Origin of the sequence: Dyadobacter sp., assembly GCF_017744695.1 — a bacterium.
Lineage (GTDB): Bacteria > Bacteroidota > Bacteroidia > Cytophagales > Spirosomataceae > Dyadobacter.
Genome location: NZ_JAGIAS010000001.1, coordinates 1874978 through 1893843 on the forward strand (window position 1 = coordinate 1874978; position 18866 = coordinate 1893843).

Annotated in this window: 27 protein-coding genes; 22 read left to right on the forward strand and 5 right to left on the reverse strand. The window is 47.3% G+C overall.

From position 1 onward, the window contains the following. Positions 1–55 precede the first annotated feature (55 nt). The 8 genes from J7619_RS07480 to J7619_RS07515 all read left to right on the forward strand — a co-directional run bounded on the left by J7619_RS07480 (position 56) and on the right by J7619_RS07515 (position 6330). On the forward strand, positions 56–343 hold the full coding sequence (locus tag J7619_RS07480; RefSeq protein ID WP_291196336.1) for a helix-turn-helix domain-containing protein: 288 nt from the start codon (positions 56–58) through the stop codon (positions 341–343). A 21-nt stretch (positions 344–364) separates the two neighbouring features. Continuing rightward, on the forward strand, positions 365–928 hold the full coding sequence (locus J7619_RS07485; RefSeq protein ID WP_291196339.1) for a hypothetical protein: 564 nt from the start codon (positions 365–367) through the stop codon (positions 926–928). A gap of 12 nt (positions 929–940) precedes the next feature. Continuing rightward, positions 941–1348, forward strand: coding sequence for a hypothetical protein (locus tag J7619_RS07490; protein WP_291196342.1), 408 nt, complete (start codon positions 941–943; stop codon positions 1346–1348). 254 nt (positions 1349–1602) lie between these two features. Next, positions 1603–1800: a hypothetical protein gene (locus J7619_RS07495; RefSeq protein WP_291196345.1), complete on the forward strand. Its 198-nt coding sequence runs from the start codon at positions 1603–1605 to the stop codon at positions 1798–1800. A gap of 25 nt (positions 1801–1825) precedes the next feature. Further along, complete coding sequence (locus J7619_RS07500) at positions 1826–2056, forward strand: hypothetical protein (protein WP_291196348.1); 231 nt, start codon at positions 1826–1828, stop codon at positions 2054–2056. Further along, positions 2053–2670, forward strand: coding sequence for a hypothetical protein (locus J7619_RS07505; protein WP_291196351.1), 618 nt, complete (start codon positions 2053–2055; stop codon positions 2668–2670). Before J7619_RS07500 ends, J7619_RS07505 begins: the two co-directional genes overlap by 4 nt. 44 nt (positions 2671–2714) lie before the next feature. Then, positions 2715–5207, forward strand: a complete 2493-nt coding sequence (locus tag J7619_RS07510) for a virulence-associated E family protein (RefSeq protein WP_291196354.1) — start codon at positions 2715–2717, stop codon at positions 5205–5207. A 370-nt stretch (positions 5208–5577) separates the two neighbouring features. Then, positions 5578–6330 (forward strand): hypothetical protein, encoded by a 753-nt coding sequence (locus J7619_RS07515; protein ID WP_291196357.1) that lies wholly within the window; start codon positions 5578–5580, stop codon positions 6328–6330. 47 nt (positions 6331–6377) lie between these two features. Here the strand turns inward: J7619_RS07515 and J7619_RS07520 are convergent, their stop codons facing one another. From J7619_RS07520 to J7619_RS07530, 3 genes are all read right to left on the reverse strand, one after another. After that, on the reverse strand, positions 6378–6812 hold the full coding sequence (locus tag J7619_RS07520) for a hypothetical protein (protein WP_291196360.1): 435 nt from the start codon (positions 6810–6812) through the stop codon (positions 6378–6380). Continuing rightward, positions 6809–7771, reverse strand: coding sequence for a hypothetical protein (locus J7619_RS07525; protein WP_291196363.1), 963 nt, complete (start codon positions 7769–7771; stop codon positions 6809–6811). The genes J7619_RS07520 and J7619_RS07525 overlap by 4 nt, the downstream gene beginning before the upstream one ends. 278 nt (positions 7772–8049) lie before the next feature. Beyond that, positions 8050–8208: a hypothetical protein gene (locus J7619_RS07530; RefSeq protein WP_291196366.1), complete on the reverse strand. Its 159-nt coding sequence runs from the start codon at positions 8206–8208 to the stop codon at positions 8050–8052. A gap of 17 nt (positions 8209–8225) precedes the next feature. Between J7619_RS07530 and J7619_RS07535 the strand changes: the two genes are divergently transcribed. Continuing rightward, positions 8226–8513 carry a hypothetical protein gene (locus J7619_RS07535; RefSeq protein WP_291196369.1) on the forward strand — a complete coding sequence of 96 codons (288 nt, stop codon included), beginning with the start codon at positions 8226–8228 and terminating at the stop codon, positions 8511–8513. A 452-nt stretch (positions 8514–8965) separates the two neighbouring features. After that, the gene (locus tag J7619_RS32230; RefSeq protein WP_409012710.1) at positions 8966–9274 is read left to right on the forward strand and encodes an HNH endonuclease; all 309 of its coding nucleotides are present in this window, start codon (positions 8966–8968) and stop codon (positions 9272–9274) included. Here the strand turns inward: J7619_RS32230 and J7619_RS07545 are convergent. Both J7619_RS07545 and J7619_RS07550 read right to left on the reverse strand, forming a co-directional pair. Beyond that, entirely contained in the window at positions 9250–9705 is a 456-nt protein-coding gene (locus J7619_RS07545; protein WP_291196375.1) for a hypothetical protein, read from the reverse strand. The two genes, J7619_RS32230 and J7619_RS07545, sit on opposite strands and share 25 nt — an antisense overlap. A gap of 71 nt (positions 9706–9776) precedes the next feature. Beyond that, the gene (locus tag J7619_RS07550; RefSeq protein ID WP_291196378.1) at positions 9777–10289 is read right to left on the reverse strand and encodes a DUF4145 domain-containing protein; all 513 of its coding nucleotides are present in this window, start codon (positions 10287–10289) and stop codon (positions 9777–9779) included. 245 nt (positions 10290–10534) lie between these two features. On the opposite strand from J7619_RS07550, the gene J7619_RS07555 reads away from it, so the two are divergent. The 12 genes from J7619_RS07555 (at position 10535) to J7619_RS07610 (ending at position 18866) form a co-directional block, all read left to right on the forward strand. Continuing rightward, entirely contained in the window at positions 10535–10861 is a 327-nt protein-coding gene (locus J7619_RS07555; RefSeq protein ID WP_291196381.1) for a hypothetical protein, read from the forward strand. 196 nt (positions 10862–11057) lie between these two features. Beyond that, positions 11058–11549, forward strand: a complete 492-nt coding sequence (locus J7619_RS07560) for a phage terminase small subunit P27 family (RefSeq protein ID WP_291196384.1) — start codon at positions 11058–11060, stop codon at positions 11547–11549. Continuing rightward, positions 11542–13272 (forward strand): terminase large subunit, encoded by a 1731-nt coding sequence (locus J7619_RS07565; protein ID WP_291196387.1) that lies wholly within the window; start codon positions 11542–11544, stop codon positions 13270–13272. The genes J7619_RS07560 and J7619_RS07565 overlap by 8 nt, the downstream gene beginning before the upstream one ends. 1 nt (position 13273) lies before the next feature. After that, complete coding sequence (locus J7619_RS07570; RefSeq protein WP_291196390.1) at positions 13274–13471, forward strand: hypothetical protein; 198 nt, start codon at positions 13274–13276, stop codon at positions 13469–13471. 74 nt (positions 13472–13545) lie between these two features. After that, on the forward strand, positions 13546–14895 hold the full coding sequence (locus J7619_RS07575) for a phage portal protein (RefSeq protein ID WP_291196393.1): 1350 nt from the start codon (positions 13546–13548) through the stop codon (positions 14893–14895). Next, positions 14864–15460 carry an HK97 family phage prohead protease gene (locus tag J7619_RS07580; RefSeq protein WP_291196396.1) on the forward strand — a complete coding sequence of 199 codons (597 nt, stop codon included), beginning with the start codon at positions 14864–14866 and terminating at the stop codon, positions 15458–15460. The genes J7619_RS07575 and J7619_RS07580 overlap by 32 nt, the downstream gene beginning before the upstream one ends. 33 nt (positions 15461–15493) lie before the next feature. Continuing rightward, on the forward strand, positions 15494–16807 hold the full coding sequence (locus tag J7619_RS07585; RefSeq protein WP_291196399.1) for a phage major capsid protein: 1314 nt from the start codon (positions 15494–15496) through the stop codon (positions 16805–16807). Positions 16808–16864: 57 nt separating this feature from the next. Further along, positions 16865–17035: a hypothetical protein gene (locus tag J7619_RS07590; protein ID WP_291196402.1), complete on the forward strand. Its 171-nt coding sequence runs from the start codon at positions 16865–16867 to the stop codon at positions 17033–17035. Further along, positions 17035–17589, forward strand: a complete 555-nt coding sequence (locus J7619_RS07595) for a hypothetical protein (protein ID WP_291196405.1) — start codon at positions 17035–17037, stop codon at positions 17587–17589. Before J7619_RS07590 ends, J7619_RS07595 begins: the two co-directional genes overlap by 1 nt. Next, positions 17579–17947, forward strand: coding sequence for a hypothetical protein (locus tag J7619_RS07600; RefSeq protein ID WP_291196408.1), 369 nt, complete (start codon positions 17579–17581; stop codon positions 17945–17947). The genes J7619_RS07595 and J7619_RS07600 overlap by 11 nt, the downstream gene beginning before the upstream one ends. Continuing rightward, complete coding sequence (locus tag J7619_RS07605; RefSeq protein ID WP_291196411.1) at positions 17944–18474, forward strand: HK97 gp10 family phage protein; 531 nt, start codon at positions 17944–17946, stop codon at positions 18472–18474. The genes J7619_RS07600 and J7619_RS07605 overlap by 4 nt, the downstream gene beginning before the upstream one ends. Beyond that, the gene (locus J7619_RS07610; RefSeq protein ID WP_291196414.1) at positions 18471–18866 is read left to right on the forward strand and encodes a hypothetical protein; all 396 of its coding nucleotides are present in this window, start codon (positions 18471–18473) and stop codon (positions 18864–18866) included. Before J7619_RS07605 ends, J7619_RS07610 begins: the two co-directional genes overlap by 4 nt.

Genomic DNA, 18866 nt, shown 5'->3' on the forward strand with positions numbered 1-18866 from the left:
CTTATAATCACCTCGTCACACCTAAAAATCTGTGCATCAAGAACCAACATAACCGATGGAACATCCGTATCAACCACTTTTCGACCGGCTGGACGACCTGGGCCGGCGCCTTGACAAGGCGATTGAAGGAAGCCTGAATGAACATGGACTAAGCAAATTCGAGTTCGTGCGTATTGAGGAGGCCGCAGGTATCCTCGGCGTAGCAATACCAACTGTCCGGGCTTATACCGCCAAAAAGAAGCTCCGACATTACAAGCGCGGGCACTACGTGTACTACAAAATTGGCGACCTTAACGAATTCATTGAGAAGGGTCGAATCGAACCCAAAAAAGCATTCAGTTAACCTTAACCGCTTTTATCTGAAATGAACACTTTACAACCCGGGGTACCTTCGCAAGTTGGCCTCGACAAGGAAAACGACATCAATTATTGGAAACGGAAAGCGAGCGGGCTCGCTGACCAGGTAGCCTCTCTTACCCATGCCGCGAATGAAGCCAAGCAGACCGGGTTTAAGGCGAAGTGCTTCTTAGCTGAGTTGGGATATCACCAGGATATGAGCGCGTTCGAAAGCAACAGCCCGGACATTGATGATTGGGAGGTCGCTTGGCGAGAGCACTACGCTAAAAGGGTTCTGTATCCGCGCGAGTTGCCGGAGGCCCTGCCTGTCCCGAATTCTGAACTGGCAAAAATTTGCCAACGTTTCATTGGGCACGAGGGCGCCGGCGAGGCCACCAAAATACTGAACGACCTGGCAAGCGCCTACATGTATCAAGAGCTTCGTAATTCTAACCTTGTCGACGCTCCGTCCTTGGAGGACTGCCTTGCCAAGGTTGATTATGCACATTCACTTGTGAATTTCCTTGTTGATGTCTCCGACGAGCTCCAAACGACGAATATTCAAATCAATGGGGAGAAATCGGCTGCTTAATTATCGCTCGCTATGGATACAGAATTGACTCCGCGGCAGCAAGCCATTGTGAACGCATACGGAGCCGCATGGGGCAAGCTTCCGGCTGTAACCCGTGACGGTTGGGCAATGATATGTGAGTTCGGGCCTAACGTGAGTTTGAATTGGGCGTCCTATGGATTTTCAGAGCAGCAGGTCCAAATCAAGAAAGAAGGACGTGACGTTTATTGGCGACCGGTCGGGTTGGTGGGGATTGAGGATAACAATGGATGGTACCGATTTGATAAAGACAAGCCATTGAAGAACCAGGAAGTCCACGCAATGCAAGCAGGGAAACACTACGTCGGGAAGATTACCGTTTTTGACCCGAAAAACGATTATTATGAGCGGACCTATTCGCACTGGCGGCCGCTTGAAGAGATGCCATTGCCAATTTATTGATATTTAGATTCCTGTCCATTTCTTAGAAAATGAAAGCAAGATCATTCAGGTGGTTGCAGCTAATTACTGGCATCCACCGCATTCACCATGCCCGATATTCATACGGGTGGGTTCACAAACTGTACCCGTTTGTGGGGTATTTTCCGAACTATAAGGAACGCTTCAAGCGCCTGAAAGCGAAAGCCTGGAATCGGATTTGGCCAGAAGATTGCCACGACTGTACGTGGACAGGATTCTACTAAACCTCATCTCATATGGATAGACAGACGTTCCACCTAACCAGCCAAGACCTGATCGAGGTCTTCAAAAAGTTAACCGAAGAAGGACTTTTGAGCGAAGTTTCTTTTAAAAGCATAATGCCAGTTCAATACTACGGCGAAGACCTCATAAAGGTTATCGCATCGGGCCACCCCGGCGCAGAAGCAGTTTTTCGAGAAGTGCTCGACAAGTAATTACCATCACTTAAAATTTCCAATTATGCTTATATCTCAGTTACCTCCCGGTTTACGGGAGCTGGCGCAGCGTCGGCAAATCGATTACCCAATGCCCAATCCGAAAGGGCCAATATCACACCTCGGTTCCGCGTTCGTGTGGGACTGGACGCCAGAAGGTTTTGATTTTTGGAGTAATGTAGTCCAGGGCAACTATTCAGTTTACTACGGGTGCAAAGTCACGAATTTGAAACTGAAAATAGCCGTAACGCCATGAAACCATTCTATCCTTTACCTCAGGAAATTCCCTTACTCTTAGAGGAAGTACAGCGGGCTCTGGTTCGGCCTCTCAGACAGCAGCCCAGGGGCATAATCAAGCAGGTGCTTCAAAACGGAAATCGGAAGGATATTTATCTACTTGTTGATGCCGGCAACTGGGATAACAACGTTTGTGAAAGTACACCCTTCGATCAACCCGGGACGATCCTGTGGTGCAGGGAAACGTTCTCGGGTTTCAAACAAATAGGTGGCCGCTACGTCCGGGAGAAACTTCACTTTAAGGCTACCGAACCTGAATTGCCGGGCGCCCGTTGGCTATTGCCTGTAACGATGCCGATATATGTAAGCCGGCTATGGCTTGAAGTGTTAGAGCTTAAAGTGTGCAGGTTAATGGATCTGACACATGAAGAAATGTATGAAACCGGGGTTCGTATAGCTGATTCTTACAGTCGAGGGATGGCCACGGACGAAGGCAGTGTCGAGGCTTTCAATTGCGGCGACGGCATCCGGCGGGTTTTCTATGAGATTTATGACGAGAGGTTTGGAAAGCGGGAAATATCAAATCCCTGGATCTGGTATGCCGCAGTCAAGAAGGTAGACTCTCCCGTTTAGCTGGTAGAAGGGCGCCTCTTCATTTAACATTCTAATCATACAAAATGGATTTATTAGACATTGCCATAGGCAAACACCGGAATACAAAGACGTGGCAGAACAAACAAATGAGCGTCGAGACTTTGGCGAAAATGTGCTCAGAGCCGCAGGTTACCAATGAAACCTTCGCAGAATACCTTAAAATGCCCACCGGCGAACAAGATCGAATCAAGGATGTGGGCGGGTTTTTCGGTGGGTATCTGCCCAACGGTGTCCGAAAGAACACAAACGTTCTTCACAGGTCTGTTATTACGATCGATTTGGATTTTGCAAAGCTGGGATTCTCCGAGGATTATGAGATGCTATTCGGGTACGACGCCATAATCTACTCAACGCGTAAGCATTCAGCAGAAAAACCCCGACTTAGGCTAATACTAATTCCTGACCGAGAACTCCGTCCAGACGAATACGAGCCCGTGGCACGTAAAACCGGAGAAATGTTTGGTATTGAGCAGTGTGACCATACTTCTTTCAGGGTTACCCAGTTCATGCACTTGCCCTCGGTCAGTAAAGATATGGTCGGTGAATTTATTTTTAAACGGATCGAGGGGCCCCGGATATGCGTCGACGAGGTTAAAGGGATGTATCGGAACTGGGAAGACCAAAGCGAGTGGCCTCGAACAAGCAGGGAAACCAAACAGATCAGGGACGCTGCGTTCAGAAAGCAAACACAGGCAGACCCGCGGGAGAAAGGTGGTCTGATTGGTCTCTTTTGCCAGGCATATCCGACTGTATCGGACGTAATTTACGAATACCTACCTAACGTATACGAAGAAACTGATATGTCGGGAAGATGGACCTATAAGGCTGGCAGTGGGCATGCCGGAGCTGTTGAATATACAGATGGGCTCTTCCTTTACAGTAACCATATGACGGACCCCGCGTATAGTCGGCTATGTAACGTCGTCGATTTGGTTCGAATTCACCTGTACGAGCCAATGGATGCTAATGTGGCCGAAGATACCCCGATTAATAAAAAGCCTTCTTTCATGGCAATGCTGGATTTGATCAGGAACGATCCAAAGGTGAAGGCGTTAAATGCCGCGGCAAAGTTTGCGGAGGCTGGGGTTGATTTCGCGGATATACCTGGTGGTAAGAAGGAATTGGACTGGGTTTCCAAAGCAGAATTCGATACCAAAGGTAGATTTATCACTTCGCCCCATAACATCGAGCTCATTCTTAGGTCAGATCCAGCATTGAAGGGGCGTTTTAAATTCAACGAGTTTTCAGAACACATCAATATAGAAGGCCCCGTCCCTTGGGACTCAGTGCCTGGGATCCGCCAAATAGCTGATAATGATGTTAAGGGGCTTCGGAACTATTTGGGGAAAAACCCTTACAATATTAAGCGAAGCCCCATAATTGATGATACCTATCCGTTGATAGCAAAAGAGAATCAGTTTCACCCGATCAGAGAGTATTTATCAGGCCTGAAATGGGACGGCGTTCCACGAGTAGACACGCTACTAACCGACTACTTAGGCGCCGAAGATACCCCTCTCGCACGCGCATTCATACGTAAAACGTTGTGCGCAGCGGTGACGAGGGTGTTCCGGCCAGGGGCGAAATTTGACTACATTTTGACTTTAATAAGTACGGAAGGGACCAAGAAAAGTACATTAGCAAAATCATTAGGAAAGGAATGGTTCTCTGAGACCTTTAATTTTTCAATGCTACATGGGGGTAACGGAGTTCGGGCGCAAGAACAAGTGCGAGGTGTTTGGATCATTGAAATTCCGGAGATGTCAGGGCTTAACAGAGCTGAGGTTGAGGCTGCAAAAAGTTTCATTACGACGACTGTGGATCGATATCGGGTGACGCGAGGGGAGCACCAGTCCTCATTCAAAAGACAGTGCGTATTTATAGGGTCGTCAAATAATGAAGAATTCTTATCGAGCCAAACGGGTAACAGAAGGTTTTGGCCTGTTGTCGTATTCGTAAATCCGCCAAAGAAAATTATCGAGGGTGAGTTTCTCGACCCATATGAAGTTGACCAAATTTGGGCAGAAGCTTTCGTACTGCATAAAACGGAGCTGCTGTATTTAACTCCGGAATTGGAGGCCTTAGCACGAGAAACTCAGGCTGATCATACTGTATCAGATGAGCGCCAAGGGCTAATTCACAGGTTTTTAGAAATGAAGTTACCGGACGGTTGGGATTCTATGGAGCCGGTCCAGCGAAAAATCTATTTCGAATACGGGGATTCGTCAAAACCAGGACTCACCACGAGAACCCGAGTTTGCGCCGCTGAAATATGGGTGGAAGCCCTTGGGGGTTCGACAAAAGACATGTCGTCCCAGAACACCCGATTTATACACAACATAATGCGAAAGATGCCAGGGTGGAAGCCCTATAAATCAAAGACTGAATTTAAAGTCTACGGGAACCAAAGAGCATATCGGCGTGTGGATTCTGAAAACCCGACCGGCGGAACCGCGAGCGAAGTGAGCATACACGGGACGGCCAGGAAATCATTGGAAGTTTTTGAAAATAATTAACTATTTGAAATTCAAATAGTTAATTATTTTCACTACTTATACTACCGTTAATTATATAATAACATAATATTTAAATAGGGGTAGATTATTTATATAGAGTATAAATAACTACTGCCTATGGAGAAAATATGGAAATATGGAAATTAACGGTAGCGAAGTGCATAACGGGTAGTATCCACCTTATTTTTTAGTAAAATGGAAAATCAATTTTTTGATAATCAAAGGCATAACTATTAACCTTGCTTAATTTAGATCAATTACCAGTTTTTGAGATCACGGAAAATTCAGACGCTATTGGCAATACGTCTGCGGTGCCCAATTGCTGGACTAAAATTTTATTATTTTCACTTAAGACTTAATCCCCTCGATAATGAAAAAAGAACAATTCGGAAATCTCTTTTTAGGCCAAAGAGTATGGGTTATTAACAAACAGCTACCGGGGACAATTTTTGCCTTGCATGACGGGTATAAAGCTCCAGAAGTGGACATTATGTTGGACCCACACAGAATTTTCAGGAACGGTAAACGCATGTATCTTGCGTCACCTAGAAATCTTAACGCCTCACCTTATATTGAAGGGCAGACTATTCGAGTGGACGATAAATATGTCGGCATGATTACTAAAATCGAGCCGTCTGTCAATGGCCGATTTTGGTACACATTAAAAACATTTGGAGATACTAAGGATGAGGAAAGATCATACCCCAGCCACGAATGTAATATTGAGGCCGTTACAAAGCCGGTCTTTAACATTACGGACAGGCCCCTCACGAATTATCCACCGCCTACGCCCAATTGGGAGTCAAAATTAACTCTTAAAAGGGGAGGTAGTCCAGAAGGATCTATCCCAAACCATAAACTGATTTTGCAAAATGACTCAAAATTGGCAGGTAATATCGCATTTAACCGTCTGACTCACAACGTGGATGTTATTGGGGAGCTTCCTTGGAGGCGTGAACCTGAGTACAAAGCATGGAACGATAGTGACGCGTCATGTCTGAGGCATTACCTCGGAGTCAATTATGACATTTCTAGCCGGGGATTAGAAATCGCTTTTTCTCTCGCTACTCAAGAGTACAAATTTCACCCGGTGAATGATGCAATTCAATTCGAACCGATTTAAAAATAAAACGGGAGCCTCGCAGCTCCCGTTTTTAGTTACCTATCGTTTCAAAACTTTACTCCGAGCTGGTCGAAACAATCCTTTATGATGTGTAATAGCTCTTCTTCGGTCGGTAACCCTTCAACCTGTGGGCCTGCCGCGACGGCCGTCTTCGGCACTGGCGTCACTTTACGAATGCTTGCCGGATCTCCCTCGTAAGTGAAAAAGCGCGCCTCATGCCGCGGAAGGGTTTTAAAAGCAGGATTTTTGAACTTCGCCGCGGCATATTGTCTGAGTTCATCCGAATCGGCGAATGTCTGGCAGACGACTTTTACCTGGTTCTCGAAGGTGTTAAAAATTACAAGTATCGTCGGAGACTCGTACGATAAAATAGCCTCGTAGACTGGCAGAGCGGCATTTTTACTGTTATCAGAAGGTAATTCTTCAAGTTCAGGCCAATGCTTTCGAGTAACTTCGATTGCTAGTACAATAAATTCTTTCATTGTTTAGGGGATTTTCTGATTTTGGGCGAACCGGTATGTTTTACTTTAGCCAATGGAGGAATTTTGGCACCTTCTGCTTGCTCGGGAAGGGCTTTTACCCGCGACTCCACCGATTGTAGCTGTTTGATATCCGGAAATTTCTCAGGACCGTTATTCGCTTCCTTCAAAGAAGGTTGAACTTCTGCACCTTTTATAAACAACTCGTGCATGGCCATGATGGATTTGGCCAGTTGAGATCGATATTCAGGGTCAGCTTTTAATCCATTTCTCGTAATAATGCCTGAGACTTCTGTCTCCACATGGTCGCTGATAAGCTGCTTCTGGGCGCCCAATATCATCTCCAGATAATCGTTTTTTAATTTATATGATCTCACCTCTTGAGCTACCATTTTGTTATCCAGAACCTTTCTCCAGATGACTGCGGCCGACCAGCAGATATCGTTTATTAACTTATATGCCATTTTCCCAATTCCAAGAACCTTAACCACTAGCCATACGGACCCGGGCTCGCCTCGAAGTATCTGAATCGTGCCGTCGACTTGAGGGTGGCGCAAAGGAAGAGTGAACGCTATTTTGAAGGCGCTCGTGTACTTTTCAAGATCTTGAAAGCCGTTGCCATCAGGTAGTCGTATCCGCAAGCTATCTTCGTCAAGGGGAGGAAAGGTTCTAGATATGAAGTTGCTTACAGCAACGAGAGCTTCTCGCAATTCGATTGACCTGGTTAAAATGTACTTCATAGTCTCAGAATCGGCCCCCAATAGGTCGGAGTTAGGATAACTATGAAGAAATATTGAAAAGTCGCCAATTGTTTTTGACTCGATTCCAAGTCGACGAAGTTCTTCCAAGATAATTCGATACCTGGAAAGTCCCCTGACCTCTGACGGGTTATCCTCGTTGTTGAATTTTAATGGGTATGTGATTGCTTCTGTCAGCAATGATTGTATTTCGTCAAGATTCATGGATAGTAGGAGAAGTCGAGGTTGTAACTGGTGACAAAAATGTTGTACTATTTGCAGAAATAGAAATAGATATTGTCTATTGAATGGTATTAATAATAACTATTATCTATATTTGGGCTTGTTGAGTTTGGCTACGCCGTTAGCAGACCGATTGGCTGACCCAGACTATGCATCACTTCATCAACAAACAAATTAACATGGTGCCAACCCAACGAAAAGCTCGCAGGTCGAAGTCAGAACTCGTCGATGCGGTCCCATTCGATCGCTCCCCAAAGAATTCAGATGTAGCCCGGATTGTGAATCTGAAGCCCGGTATGCGCATGCTGATCGAAGTCGAGGCTCTGGCAGTCGAGGATCGTGCCTGTGTTGCCGGGAATCTTTGCATTATCGACGGACCCAATCACCAATCGTTCCCTGATCTCCTTTTGCAAATCCACGAAATCCGATACAAATCATGAGTGAAGCAGCTTTACTACAAAAAAGCTTTGAAAACATAAAGCTTTACAAAAAGCACTGTGATAGCCTCAGGGAGGCAGACGAGGGTATCCCCGGCAAGCAGAAGTTTCATCCAGGGCAGGTAGCATACTACGTTGAAACCAAGGATACAGTCCAGTCTTGCACTGTCGACAGGTACCAGGGAAGCGAAATCCTTGTTTCCAAGGACGGGAAGCCGTTCGGATGGTTTTCGGATGATACTTTGTTTCACACAGCCTCAGAGGCATATTCTTCATCACAACTATGATCACTGTTTCATTGCTTTCCGCGATTTGTACGAGCATTTTATGGCTTATCATTTGGCTGTGTCGAAAACGCCGCTGGCTGAGAGTGATTGAGCGATTAAGATACGAGAAGTCTCAAACAGTCATCGGGCTTGTTCGCCAGCATGAACGAGCGTCATTGGCTGAGGACCGATTAATTCAGAGAGAAGATGAATGCCGACGACTTAGGGGAAAGGTCAACGAATTACGCCGGAACAAACGATTCATCGAGTCATGAAGATCCACGCTATTCGCTTGAAAGAGTATCAGGCTAAGCTGGTCATTGACCAGGAATTAATGAGAAAAGCTGCGAATGACCTCATAGCGACTTACCAGAATTTACAGTTTGAAATGGTCTGTGGCACGTTGGCGGCTGCGACAAAGTCAGTAAATGCATACTGTCGTGCAATCGGCAGGTGCCTCGTTTTAGCCGCTTATGAGCGAATTAATTGGACTCACCCCACGAACCGCCGCCGAGGTAAGAAAAATACGCGATTGCAGAGAGTGGCGCGACAGGGTACGGCCTCAGCAGCTGCGGGACTTTCCATATTGTCAGATTTGCGACAGAAAAGGGCGTTTGGTAGAGGCCGTTCAGGTTGATCATATTGTCCCGTTGGAGGTTGGAGGCGCTCCCTTCGACCCCAAAAACCTGCAAAGCCTCTGCAAGCGCTGTCACACAATAAAAAGCGCTGAGGAGGCGAGGCATAGGAAAAAGACTGATCAATATGGACGGCCAGTATCTTGAACGGAAAGTATATCAATAAGTTGACTAATTATTTCAGCCCCACAAGCGAATGACTCTACTATATCAGCATCCTTCGAAGCGAAATCTATCAAAACCAGCCGATATTGATCGGTCGCCTCCATCTTGACGATGGAGAGCGATCTACCGCCTTCGTCGGTAAACTCGACTTCATTGCGGGTAAAATAATCAATCGGGCAACATTTCCCTTTTTGATCAATATAGATGACCGGAAACAGTGAAATGAATAATGCATCCGGATTATCCCCGAATTGGGAGTTCGAAATTTGAAACAGGGTAGGCGGTGACCAGTCGACGGAAATTGTCGATTCGAAAACATTAGGCGTTACACCCGGTGGAATTTCAAGCAGTACATTCGATCCTGGGAATTGCGTTAAGATCGAGTCCTTGATAGAGAGGTAGAGGTCATACATATGAATAACGGTTGATGTACGGCCAAGAATGCCGAAAAGTTCAGGATGAAGCTCAGTTTAAATAAAAAACATCAAGTCGGCGCGCCGTCCCGTTTTGCAATGTTATTAAGGTCTTTCTCAGGAAGTGCCCCGTATATTTCAGCAATTTTCTTTGGTTGGGTAATGAAGTAATGGCAGATAACATTTAAAAGGCCGAATAGGGCTCTTGCTATTTCAGGATTGTCATTCAAATCTATTTGGCCAGGATGAACAGCATTGTTGCCGATCACTCGAATAGAGTCGAGAGCCTGCTGAAACTGTGCTGGGAGACCGCGCTTGACAAGGTTTTTGATGTCATCGTTGATGTTATTGCCCTTCTCGCCTATGTGAGCTAGAATTTTTTGAAGTGCAAGTCGTAGTAATGCGGCTGAGCTCCTTGGGGATGTATTGAGTATATCTTTGGCCTCATTGTAGTCTGCTTTAATATCGTCCGGCAAATCTGGATTTGCTTCTTCAACGGTTGAAACATTTGGAAATAGTAGTTTTTCTCTTTTCCAAAAAGAGAGATCCTTGCAATGAGTACATTGGGCAATTGAGTAGTTCAATGTAGGGTCGGCTTGATGGAGGTGAAAAGCAACATTGCTCCTGTCATAATAGCATAATATATAATGTGACCAGGTCTGATTTGCTAGAACATTGCAGTTTGGGCAAGAAAATGCACTTTGATCAAATTTAGGTGGAAAGTACTTACTCATGAAGTGATCGGTAAAGGTGAATTCAAGCTAGAACCATAGTTAATGTCATTAAAGGCAAATTATCATATTAATTAATCATTTAGCAACAAAGTATCATGACAAAGGAACAATTAGATCATGCGACCAACCTGCATGCTTATGTTGTGCACCACGAGCAGCACATGAATAAACTGTCGGAAGCACTTGAAAAGAGGTATCAAACGAAACGGGGAGATCGCATGGTATCCGCTTTTGGAATACACTTTGATGCAGAGGATGTAGCTGACGTCATCCAGATTCTTATTGAGAAGGAGCAAGCAGCATTAGAACGTGCGCAGCAGGCCTTCGATGCTTTGAAGTTGACAGGAGAGACAGCCATATCAAATGGAGAGCTCTTGGTCATTGCGAAGCGTATGGGGATGATAGTGGGTGAATTAGGGTGAAAAAGGGACTATGATAGAGAAAGGCCGTTTCCAGCGTTCTGAGCCGTTTTTTGGGCTTGTAGTAGTCCTACTACAGGGGAGGGGTCAAAACTTTAAAGGTGACCCCGTGACAATGCCCGCCGCCCCCATCTGAGTACAATGTCAAAATTCAGGGGGTGGGGGTATCAAGAGTAACAATTGATTTTTTTTTTGAAAAATGGGACCAGGTAGACCACGTAAACCGACTGCGCAAAAAAAGCTGGAAGGTACGGCCCGGAAGGATCGCGCGAATACAAACGAAATCATGCCGTCAACTATCGAGCACCCGCCATCGGCGCCGAAGTATTTATCTGCCGCCGCCAAAAAGGAATGGAAGATGGCATGCACCGAACTGATCAAGATGGGCATCCTCGCAAATACCGATCTGGCCCTGCTTTCCGCATACTGCAATGAAATGGGATCGTACATTGAAGCGTGCGACGTGATCCGAAAGGAAGGTATGATCATGACTTTCGAGCGAGGCGATGGGGGAACCTACTCACAGCAGCACCCGGCCGTCGGTATCAAAAATGCCGCTTTGTCTAACGCGTTGAAAATTGCAAATCAGTTCGGCTTTACACCGGCCGCCCGGGCGAGAATCGAAGCTCCGGAAAAAGGTGAGGATCCGCTAATGGCGGCAATGAAAAAATTGCAACAATTGAATGGCTAATACGCTTGAATCTGGCTTAAAGTATGCTGAGGATGTCCGCGATGGTAAGATCATTGTCGGCGAACTGGTGCGACTTGCTGTTAAGCGCCATTTCAAAGACTTAGGCAGGCAGGACGGAAAGACACTACGGTTTAATGAGGGGCTGGCTACGTTTGCGATTTCGTTCTTTGATCTGATATCATTGTCGAAAGGCGAAACCGATGGCGGAAAATTCGAATGCTCGCCCTGGCAAGCATTCGTAGTGATCAGCTTGTTCGGTTGGCAGTCATACGATTCAGAGAAAAATCGTTGGAAACGGAGGTTCCGAGAGGCTTACATTGAAATTCCGAAGAAGAACGGGAAAACCACTTTCGCCGCCGCCATTGGGCTACTGCTTCAATTTTGGGATGGTGAAAACGGACCCGAAATCTATTCTGCGGCATTCACCCGCGATCAGGCAATGCAGTGCTTTGATGAGGCGAAAGCGATGGTCGAGCGATCGCCGGCCCTGATGAAGCATGCGAAGGTTAGTCTTTGGAGCGTGATCTACAAAAAGCTGAGGGGTAAGTTCATGGCCGTTTCGCACGACAAGCGGACGACAGAGGGTAAAAACCCGCACGGTGTAATCCTTGATGAGTACCATGTTCACGAAAACGATGGTGTCCGGAACAGTTTGCAGACCGGTATGGCAGCTCGCAAGCAACCTATCTTCTTCATCATCACTACGGCTGGGGACAATAAGCAAGGCCCGTGCTACAAGTACCGGGAAGTCTGTATCAGTGTACTGAAAGGAAAGTCAAAGCTCGATCAATCATTCATCCTGATTTATGGCATTGACAAGGACGACGATTGGAAAGATGAGAAAACGTGGCGCAAAGCAAATCCTAACCTCGGCATTTCCGTTGAAATGGATCACCTTCGCGGCCAATTCCAACAGGCGTTGCTTTCGGGTACCAAGGAGGTTGACTTTAAAACAAAGCACCTCAATATGTGGGTGGACGCAGCCATTACGTGGATTCCTTCGGAAACGTGGGATGCGCTGGCCCGGCCGCACATTGCCAAATCGCTTTCCAACCGGAACGTGTGGTATGGCGGCCTTGACTTGGGGCAGTCCCGTGATATCTCCTCACTTGCTGCATTCTTTCCAGAAGAAAAGTTCTTGCTGGTTCGGCACTATTGCTCGGAGATCGCAGCGGAAAATGCAGTGCGGTCCGGGATCGATTACAAGCAGTGGATTGAGGAGGGGCACTTAATTCCGACGCCCGGTAAAACGACTGATTACAACTTCATCAAAAGGGACATTTTCGAGGCGGCGATGGAGCAAGAGCTCATGTTTCTCGGCTACGACCCATATTCGGCGCCCTATTTCCGTGATGAATTGACTGAGGAGCTGGGCACCAGGTGGGCAGCAGTAACCAGAGAGGACGGATCCTTGAATTGGGATTACTACAACAAAGTGCAGGTCTTCCAGCAAAAAGCCGCGGGTATGGCTCCGGCTACCAAGTTGTTCGAAGAAATGATACTGAACGGCGAGATTTTTCACGATGGGAATCCAATTACCTCCTGGATGTTGGGGAATGTGGCGATGCGGGTTGATGCATACGGCAACTATACGCCCGTGAAGGACAAAAGCCGCGACAAAATCGATGGCATTATTGCGAGTATCATAGCAATAGGCACCTACTCGAAATGGAATACTACAATGGGCGAATCTAAAAACGACGGATCATACGGCGTGTATTAACATGAAAATTCAGAAAACAGACTTACAACTGACCAAAACGGCTTTTTTTAAGCTGTTCAACGACCATTTAGCCACAGGAACCACCGTAAGGCGCGCATTTGATCACGTAGACCGGATCTGCTGGACTGACGGCTACAAGAACTATTATTCCTCGTTTGAGTCGTTCAAAGCGGCTTATTACGGCAACAAAGCAAAATAATTTTCAAAGGAGGTATTGGGAATTACAATTATTGGGTTTTCGCCTCCGTACCTTTCGAGCAAACTTATATTTCATTGGCTAGTTGGACAAACATCTTTCGATTTGGCGAGAGATCCCAGCCCGCACCTGTTGAGCCCGTTGAAGAGCGGTCGGTTACGCCGGCTACTGTTTCGGACGGATCCGGTTCTGTTGCATCTACGAAGGATGCGGCGGAAGAGTTTGCGCGGAAATTGGGATTGGATGAGCTGCATGTGTCTGTGACGCCACGGAACGCGATGAGTATCGCTGCGTTTTACGGTTGTGTCAGGTTTATCAGTAACATCCTTTCGAGCCTGCCGTATACTGTATACCGTTCTGAATCGGGAGGTGGTAGTAAAAAATTCACAGAGCACCCGCTCCATTGGGTTTTAACCAAGCGTGCGAACCGGCATATGTCGCCATTTATCGCGCACCGTACAATGTTAATGAACTGTCTGGTCTACGGCTGGTCAATCGCAGAGATCAAACGTGATTATCTGTACAGGGTAACCGAAATCATCCCTTATCCATGCTCGAAAGTGTTCATCCTGCATGACACTTCTTCGGATGAGTTCTATTTTAAGATCCCTCACCTCAATAAGACACTTTCCGAGGATGAAGTGATTTGGTTAAAAGACCTGAGTTTTGACGGCAATTGGGGAGGCTCGATTGTTACGTGGCAGGCCCAAACGATCAAAATCAACCTGCTTGCAAAGCAATTTGAGGATAAGTTTTTGTCAAAAAGCACCTTTGTCGGCGGGATTATCGAAAGTGGCGACGCAAAAAACGAGGATGCTGCAAAGATCATCAAAAAGCGGATGGTCGAGGGGTTGCAGGATGGCGATGATGGCGGGTTTGGCCTGGTAGTCCTTTCTCACGGGACCAAATTCACAAAGGTCGGTATGACGCCGGTTGAGTCTCAGTTGAACGAACTATTCAATCACTCCGCGAAAGAGATCGCGATGATGTTCGGCCTGCCGCTCTCGGTTTTGGGGAACACTGAGGTTCAAAGCTCATGGGGAACTGGCGTGGAGCAAATGTTTATAGCGCTCACGAACTCGGTACTGATCCCCATCGCGACTCAATTCGAGCAGGAGCTGGATTACAAGTGCCTGCGCAAGGACGAAATATTAAAGGGGATTTTCACCCGACACAATTTTAAAGGTCTGCTGAAAGGCGACCAGAAAGCACAAGCAGAGTACTACACCAAAATGGCCGGCGCTGGCTTCTTCAAGTTGGATGAAGTGCGCGACCTGGAAGAGATGGAGAAACTACCAGACGGCACCGGCGATACAGCCTACATGAACGGCTCAAACCGTCCGCTTGCTCTGCTCGGCAAAGAGTTTAAACAGACCAAAAACAACAAAAAAAGCAATGGAAACGAGGATAGTGCCTCAGAATCTTAGTCAAGTGCGGGCGGTTTCCGGAGCCGATGGCGTTGTGCATATCCCCGGTACTGGCATCGTATTCAACCAACGGTCGCAAAAACTCGGTTGGTTCTACGAAATCATTGATCCAAGGGCATTGAATGGTGCCGATCTGGAAGATATCGTGTCCTGTTTTAACCACAACATGGTTTATGTGCTCGGCAGGACCACAAACAAGACTCTTACGTATACGATCGACGAAAAGGGATTTCACTATGACGCTGTGCCGCTGCCTACGCAGACGATTAAAGACCTGGTAATTGAACCGATTCGCAACGAGTACGTAACTGGCAGCTCATTCATGTTTACAACCGCCGAAAATGGCGATGAGTGGGATTTTAGCCAGGAAAGAGACGGTATAATCCTGAGATATGTCACTCGGATTGAAAAAGTGTTCGAGGTTGGGCCCGTAACCCTGCCAGCTTACACTCAAACTACTACCGACGTGGTTCAACGCTCGTACGAAGCGGCAATGAAGGCCCATAAGGAGCAGGAAAGGCAATATCTGAGCCAGTATGTACGCATGCGGATGCAGATGATTTAAAGATTAGTAACAATTTCATCAACAAACAAAGTAATGGATAAGAAAACTCTTAAAGAGCTCCAAGAAGAGCGCGCTGTTATGCGTACCGAAATGGAGAACCTTGCGAAGGAGTCCGACACCAGGGCACTTACGCCGGAGGAGCGTACGCGATTCTCCACTTTATCGGATGAGGCAAAAGAGCTCGATGAACAGATCAGGAGTGCGCAGCAAATCCAGGCGTTTAAGGCTGGCCGTGCAGCATCTATTGGTTCTGGCGAAGATGGGCAGCGCGACGTTTCGAAGCAGGACGAACGTGATTTGGCTCGTTTTAGCTTGCTTCGCGCACTTGACGCGAAACTGCATGCGAGAGAACTGGATGGTGTTGAAGCGGAGGTCCAATCAATCGGTATGGAAGCAGCCAAGCGCGACAATATCGAGGTGAACGGAGCGGGGCTCATCGTTATGGACTCTATTTTCACCAAGCGCGGCCAGACTGCGACCGGGCAGACCACCAATCCCGGTGACCAGGGCGGCGTACTGATTCGTGAAGATGTTCGCTCCGTCTTGGAAGTTTTGCAGGCCAATACTTTCCTGAAAGAAGTAGACGCCACCTTTTTGACCGGGTTGACTGGTAACCTCAAAATTCCTGTGCAGGACACTGTGCCAGCGATTCAGGAGCTCGACGAGATCGAAGAAATGATCGATGCTGAAATTCTGTTCAGCTCACTCGGCATGGTGCCTGAGCGTCGTGGTGTGACCATTCCTATTTCCCGTCAGATCATGATCCAGGGAAGTATTGACATGGAGCAATTTGTGATCAGCCAGATCGGCGAAGCATTGGCGCAAAAAATGAACGTTGAGGCAGCTATCAAGCTCCTTTTGATCATCACCAGCGCAAACGGCAACCTGCTCGGACTGGACACTAACGGTGCTTTGCCTACCTACGAGGATATCGTAGAGCTGGAAACTATGGTGGCTGGCTACAATCACTTGCGCGGCAAGCCTAAGTATCTGACCAACTCAAAAGTCCGCGGAATCCTGAAAACCACGCAGAAATTCGCAGGTACGAACGGTGAAGCTGTTTGGGATACCCGTGACAACCTCTTGAATGGTTATCAGCCGGTTATTTCCAACCTGATCCCATCGAACCTGACGAAAAACACAGGGACGAACCTATCCGCGCTGATCTACGGAAACTTCAAAGACTGGATCGTTGGACAATGGGGTGGTACTGAGTACATCGTTGACCCGTACACTGCGAAGAAAAAAGCAGAGATCGAGGTAACTGTCAATGCATTCTGGAACCAGCGCGAGTCTCGCAAGAAGTCTTTCGCCGGGATCAAGGATATCGTGACGGTACGTCCGTAATCAGCAAAAGTAAGTTTTCAACCAGGGCCCTTATGGGGCCCGCTTCCATAACAAATAATGGCAAAAACCAGAAAACCCGTCGAGGGCGCCGAGCTTGAAACAAAGAGAGTTCGCATCGTCAAACTTCACCCTTTGGTGGTGAATGAGCCAGGCGAAACGCCGACTCTCCCTAAAACAGTGGCTGACAAGCTGCTCGAAATGGACTACGCAGAAGAGATTGAGGAATAATGCAGAGGAGCTACCCGATATTGAAAGAAAAGTACACTGTTTCGCCCGTCACCCTTGTACAGGCGAAACAGTGGCTTAAACTTGATATTCCGGGATACGTGGCCGAAGATGCCAAGATTCAGGAACTGATTGATGAGGCCATCGGGTATGTGGAGACTGAAACCAACCTTTCGTTGGCCGTTTCGGATTATGAGTGGTATACCAATTCCTTGCCGTGCGAAATCCGCGACAAATACCTGATCCAGAGCATTACCAGCATTGAAGAGGAAGCAGATTCAGGATTTACCGTGATTCCGGCCAGCAACTACTCTCTCATCCGGGAAAGTGAATTACGGTCACGCATTCGGTGGGCTGCTTCGTTCCGAACTTCAAAAACTTTCTTTCGGGTGACATTTAAAGCTGGGTATCCAGAGGGGAAGATTGAAAAGAATCTCCTTCGGGCAGTCCGCGGATTGATAGCCGAGTGGTATGAAGCCCCGGGCGACTATGTGCGGGAGAAAAAGACAATGGTTGACCGGCTTTTAGCCCCTTTCGTACTCCCATATGCAGGATAGAAGACGTGGTGTAGGTCAGTTTGACCGACGAATCAAGCTCGTCAAGCCGGTTAACGTGCCTGGCAGGTTCAACGAGTCCAATACTGGCGAAGCGATCGTTTACGAGATGTTTCCGGCATATCGGGAAGAGCCCGGGCCTGTCGATGAGTCTCAGACAAAGAATAACGCAACCCGGTCCGTAACGCAGATAAACTGGCAGATACCATTTATCCGTGAGCTGCTGGTTGGCGAGAACAAAATTGTCACTGACTGGAAGATCATCGACTTTTTTACCGGGCAGGTTTACAAGGTGGTCTCAACGGCTACCGAGATAGGCAGGGGTTACAGGATTCAGATAAATACCGAACTGGTAGGATGATCAAGGTTACGGCAGACACTTCCGGATTGAATAAAGTTGATCAGGGTTTGGCAAGATACAGCAAGATCATGCCGACTGACACAACAAACCGGATCCTGAGAAAGGCAACGAAGCCAATGCTGAACGCGGCAAAGGCCAATGCTCCCGTTTCGAAGGGCGGCAGGACACGGATATCCCTGAAACACCGTAGTGCCGGAAAGAATGCCAATGCTTACGCCCAGGGAGGAGCTACCCGCCGCGATTTACGCACCAAGGTAGTGCCACCTGAGAAAGACGAATCCGGCCGTATTCTGGTCGGCGTCAGTAAGCGGTCCAGTAAAGTCGGTTGGAGAACGAATTTCATCACCCGCGGTACCCGGATCCGCTTTTCAAAAACAGGAAAGAGTCTGGGCAGGGTGAGCAAAAATAATTTTTTACAACGCGCCTATGATCAAACCATGCCGATGGTACGGGTGGATGTAGAACGCGAATTCCGGTTAGAGTTCATGAAATGGGCTCGTCAGAATTTACCTCAATCACAGCAATGATCGAAGAGGCAATTATCGAACTACTGCTGACCATTCCGGGCGTAATCGGAATCGTTGGACAGAGGATATACCCGAATATCATCAAGGAGGGAACGCCGCTGCCGGCTATGTATGTGGCCGCAAACCGTATGTCAAAGATGAATTGCGATAACCCTATGGGAATCAAAACCGGTGTGGTTGAAATCGGAGTTCATGGCGCGGAATATTGGCACTGTTCCGATACGATCACGGAAATGCGGAAAGTCCTGGATGATTATGCCGGCAAGGTTAGCAATGTCGGGCTGACCTTCAACAGTGGTGAAGAAGTCGCCGACGGCTGGGACGACGACCTCGATACTCATGTGAAAATTATTGAGTACGAGGGATATGCAATTGCAAAATCAACAAACTAA

Bases quoted from the DNA above. Each gene is read 5' to 3' on its own strand.
- J7619_RS07480 (WP_291196336.1), top strand. From the start codon at position 56: ATGGAACATCCGTATCAACCACTTTTCGACCGGCTGGACGACCTGGGC.
- J7619_RS07485 (WP_291196339.1), top strand. From the start codon at position 365: ATGAACACTTTACAACCCGGGGTACCTTCGCAAGTTGGCCTCGACAAG.
- J7619_RS07490 (WP_291196342.1), top strand. From the start codon at position 941: ATGGATACAGAATTGACTCCGCGGCAGCAAGCCATTGTGAACGCATAC.
- J7619_RS07495 (WP_291196345.1), top strand. From the start codon at position 1,603: ATGGATAGACAGACGTTCCACCTAACCAGCCAAGACCTGATCGAGGTC.
- J7619_RS07500 (WP_291196348.1), top strand. From the start codon at position 1,826: ATGCTTATATCTCAGTTACCTCCCGGTTTACGGGAGCTGGCGCAGCGT.
- J7619_RS07505 (WP_291196351.1), top strand. From the start codon at position 2,053: ATGAAACCATTCTATCCTTTACCTCAGGAAATTCCCTTACTCTTAGAG.
- J7619_RS07510 (WP_291196354.1), top strand. From the start codon at position 2,715: ATGGATTTATTAGACATTGCCATAGGCAAACACCGGAATACAAAGACG.
- J7619_RS07515 (WP_291196357.1), top strand. From the start codon at position 5,578: ATGAAAAAAGAACAATTCGGAAATCTCTTTTTAGGCCAAAGAGTATGG.
- J7619_RS07520 (WP_291196360.1), bottom strand. From the start codon at position 6,812: ATGAAAGAATTTATTGTACTAGCAATCGAAGTTACTCGAAAGCATTGG.
- J7619_RS07525 (WP_291196363.1), bottom strand. From the start codon at position 7,771: ATGAATCTTGACGAAATACAATCATTGCTGACAGAAGCAATCACATAC.
- J7619_RS07535 (WP_291196369.1), top strand. From the start codon at position 8,226: ATGAGTGAAGCAGCTTTACTACAAAAAAGCTTTGAAAACATAAAGCTT.
- J7619_RS32230 (WP_409012710.1), top strand. From the start codon at position 8,966: ATGAGCGAATTAATTGGACTCACCCCACGAACCGCCGCCGAGGTAAGA.
- J7619_RS07545 (WP_291196375.1), bottom strand. From the start codon at position 9,705: ATGTATGACCTCTACCTCTCTATCAAGGACTCGATCTTAACGCAATTC.
- J7619_RS07555 (WP_291196381.1), top strand. From the start codon at position 10,535: ATGACAAAGGAACAATTAGATCATGCGACCAACCTGCATGCTTATGTT.
- J7619_RS07560 (WP_291196384.1), top strand. From the start codon at position 11,058: ATGGGACCAGGTAGACCACGTAAACCGACTGCGCAAAAAAAGCTGGAA.
- J7619_RS07565 (WP_291196387.1), top strand. From the start codon at position 11,542: ATGGCTAATACGCTTGAATCTGGCTTAAAGTATGCTGAGGATGTCCGC.
- J7619_RS07570 (WP_291196390.1), top strand. From the start codon at position 13,274: ATGAAAATTCAGAAAACAGACTTACAACTGACCAAAACGGCTTTTTTT.
- J7619_RS07580 (WP_291196396.1), top strand. From the start codon at position 14,864: ATGGAAACGAGGATAGTGCCTCAGAATCTTAGTCAAGTGCGGGCGGTT.
- J7619_RS07585 (WP_291196399.1), top strand. From the start codon at position 15,494: ATGGATAAGAAAACTCTTAAAGAGCTCCAAGAAGAGCGCGCTGTTATG.
- J7619_RS07590 (WP_291196402.1), top strand. From the start codon at position 16,865: ATGGCAAAAACCAGAAAACCCGTCGAGGGCGCCGAGCTTGAAACAAAG.
- J7619_RS07595 (WP_291196405.1), top strand. From the start codon at position 17,035: ATGCAGAGGAGCTACCCGATATTGAAAGAAAAGTACACTGTTTCGCCC.
- J7619_RS07600 (WP_291196408.1), top strand. From the start codon at position 17,579: ATGCAGGATAGAAGACGTGGTGTAGGTCAGTTTGACCGACGAATCAAG.
- J7619_RS07605 (WP_291196411.1), top strand. From the start codon at position 17,944: ATGATCAAGGTTACGGCAGACACTTCCGGATTGAATAAAGTTGATCAG.
- J7619_RS07610 (WP_291196414.1), top strand. From the start codon at position 18,471: ATGATCGAAGAGGCAATTATCGAACTACTGCTGACCATTCCGGGCGTA.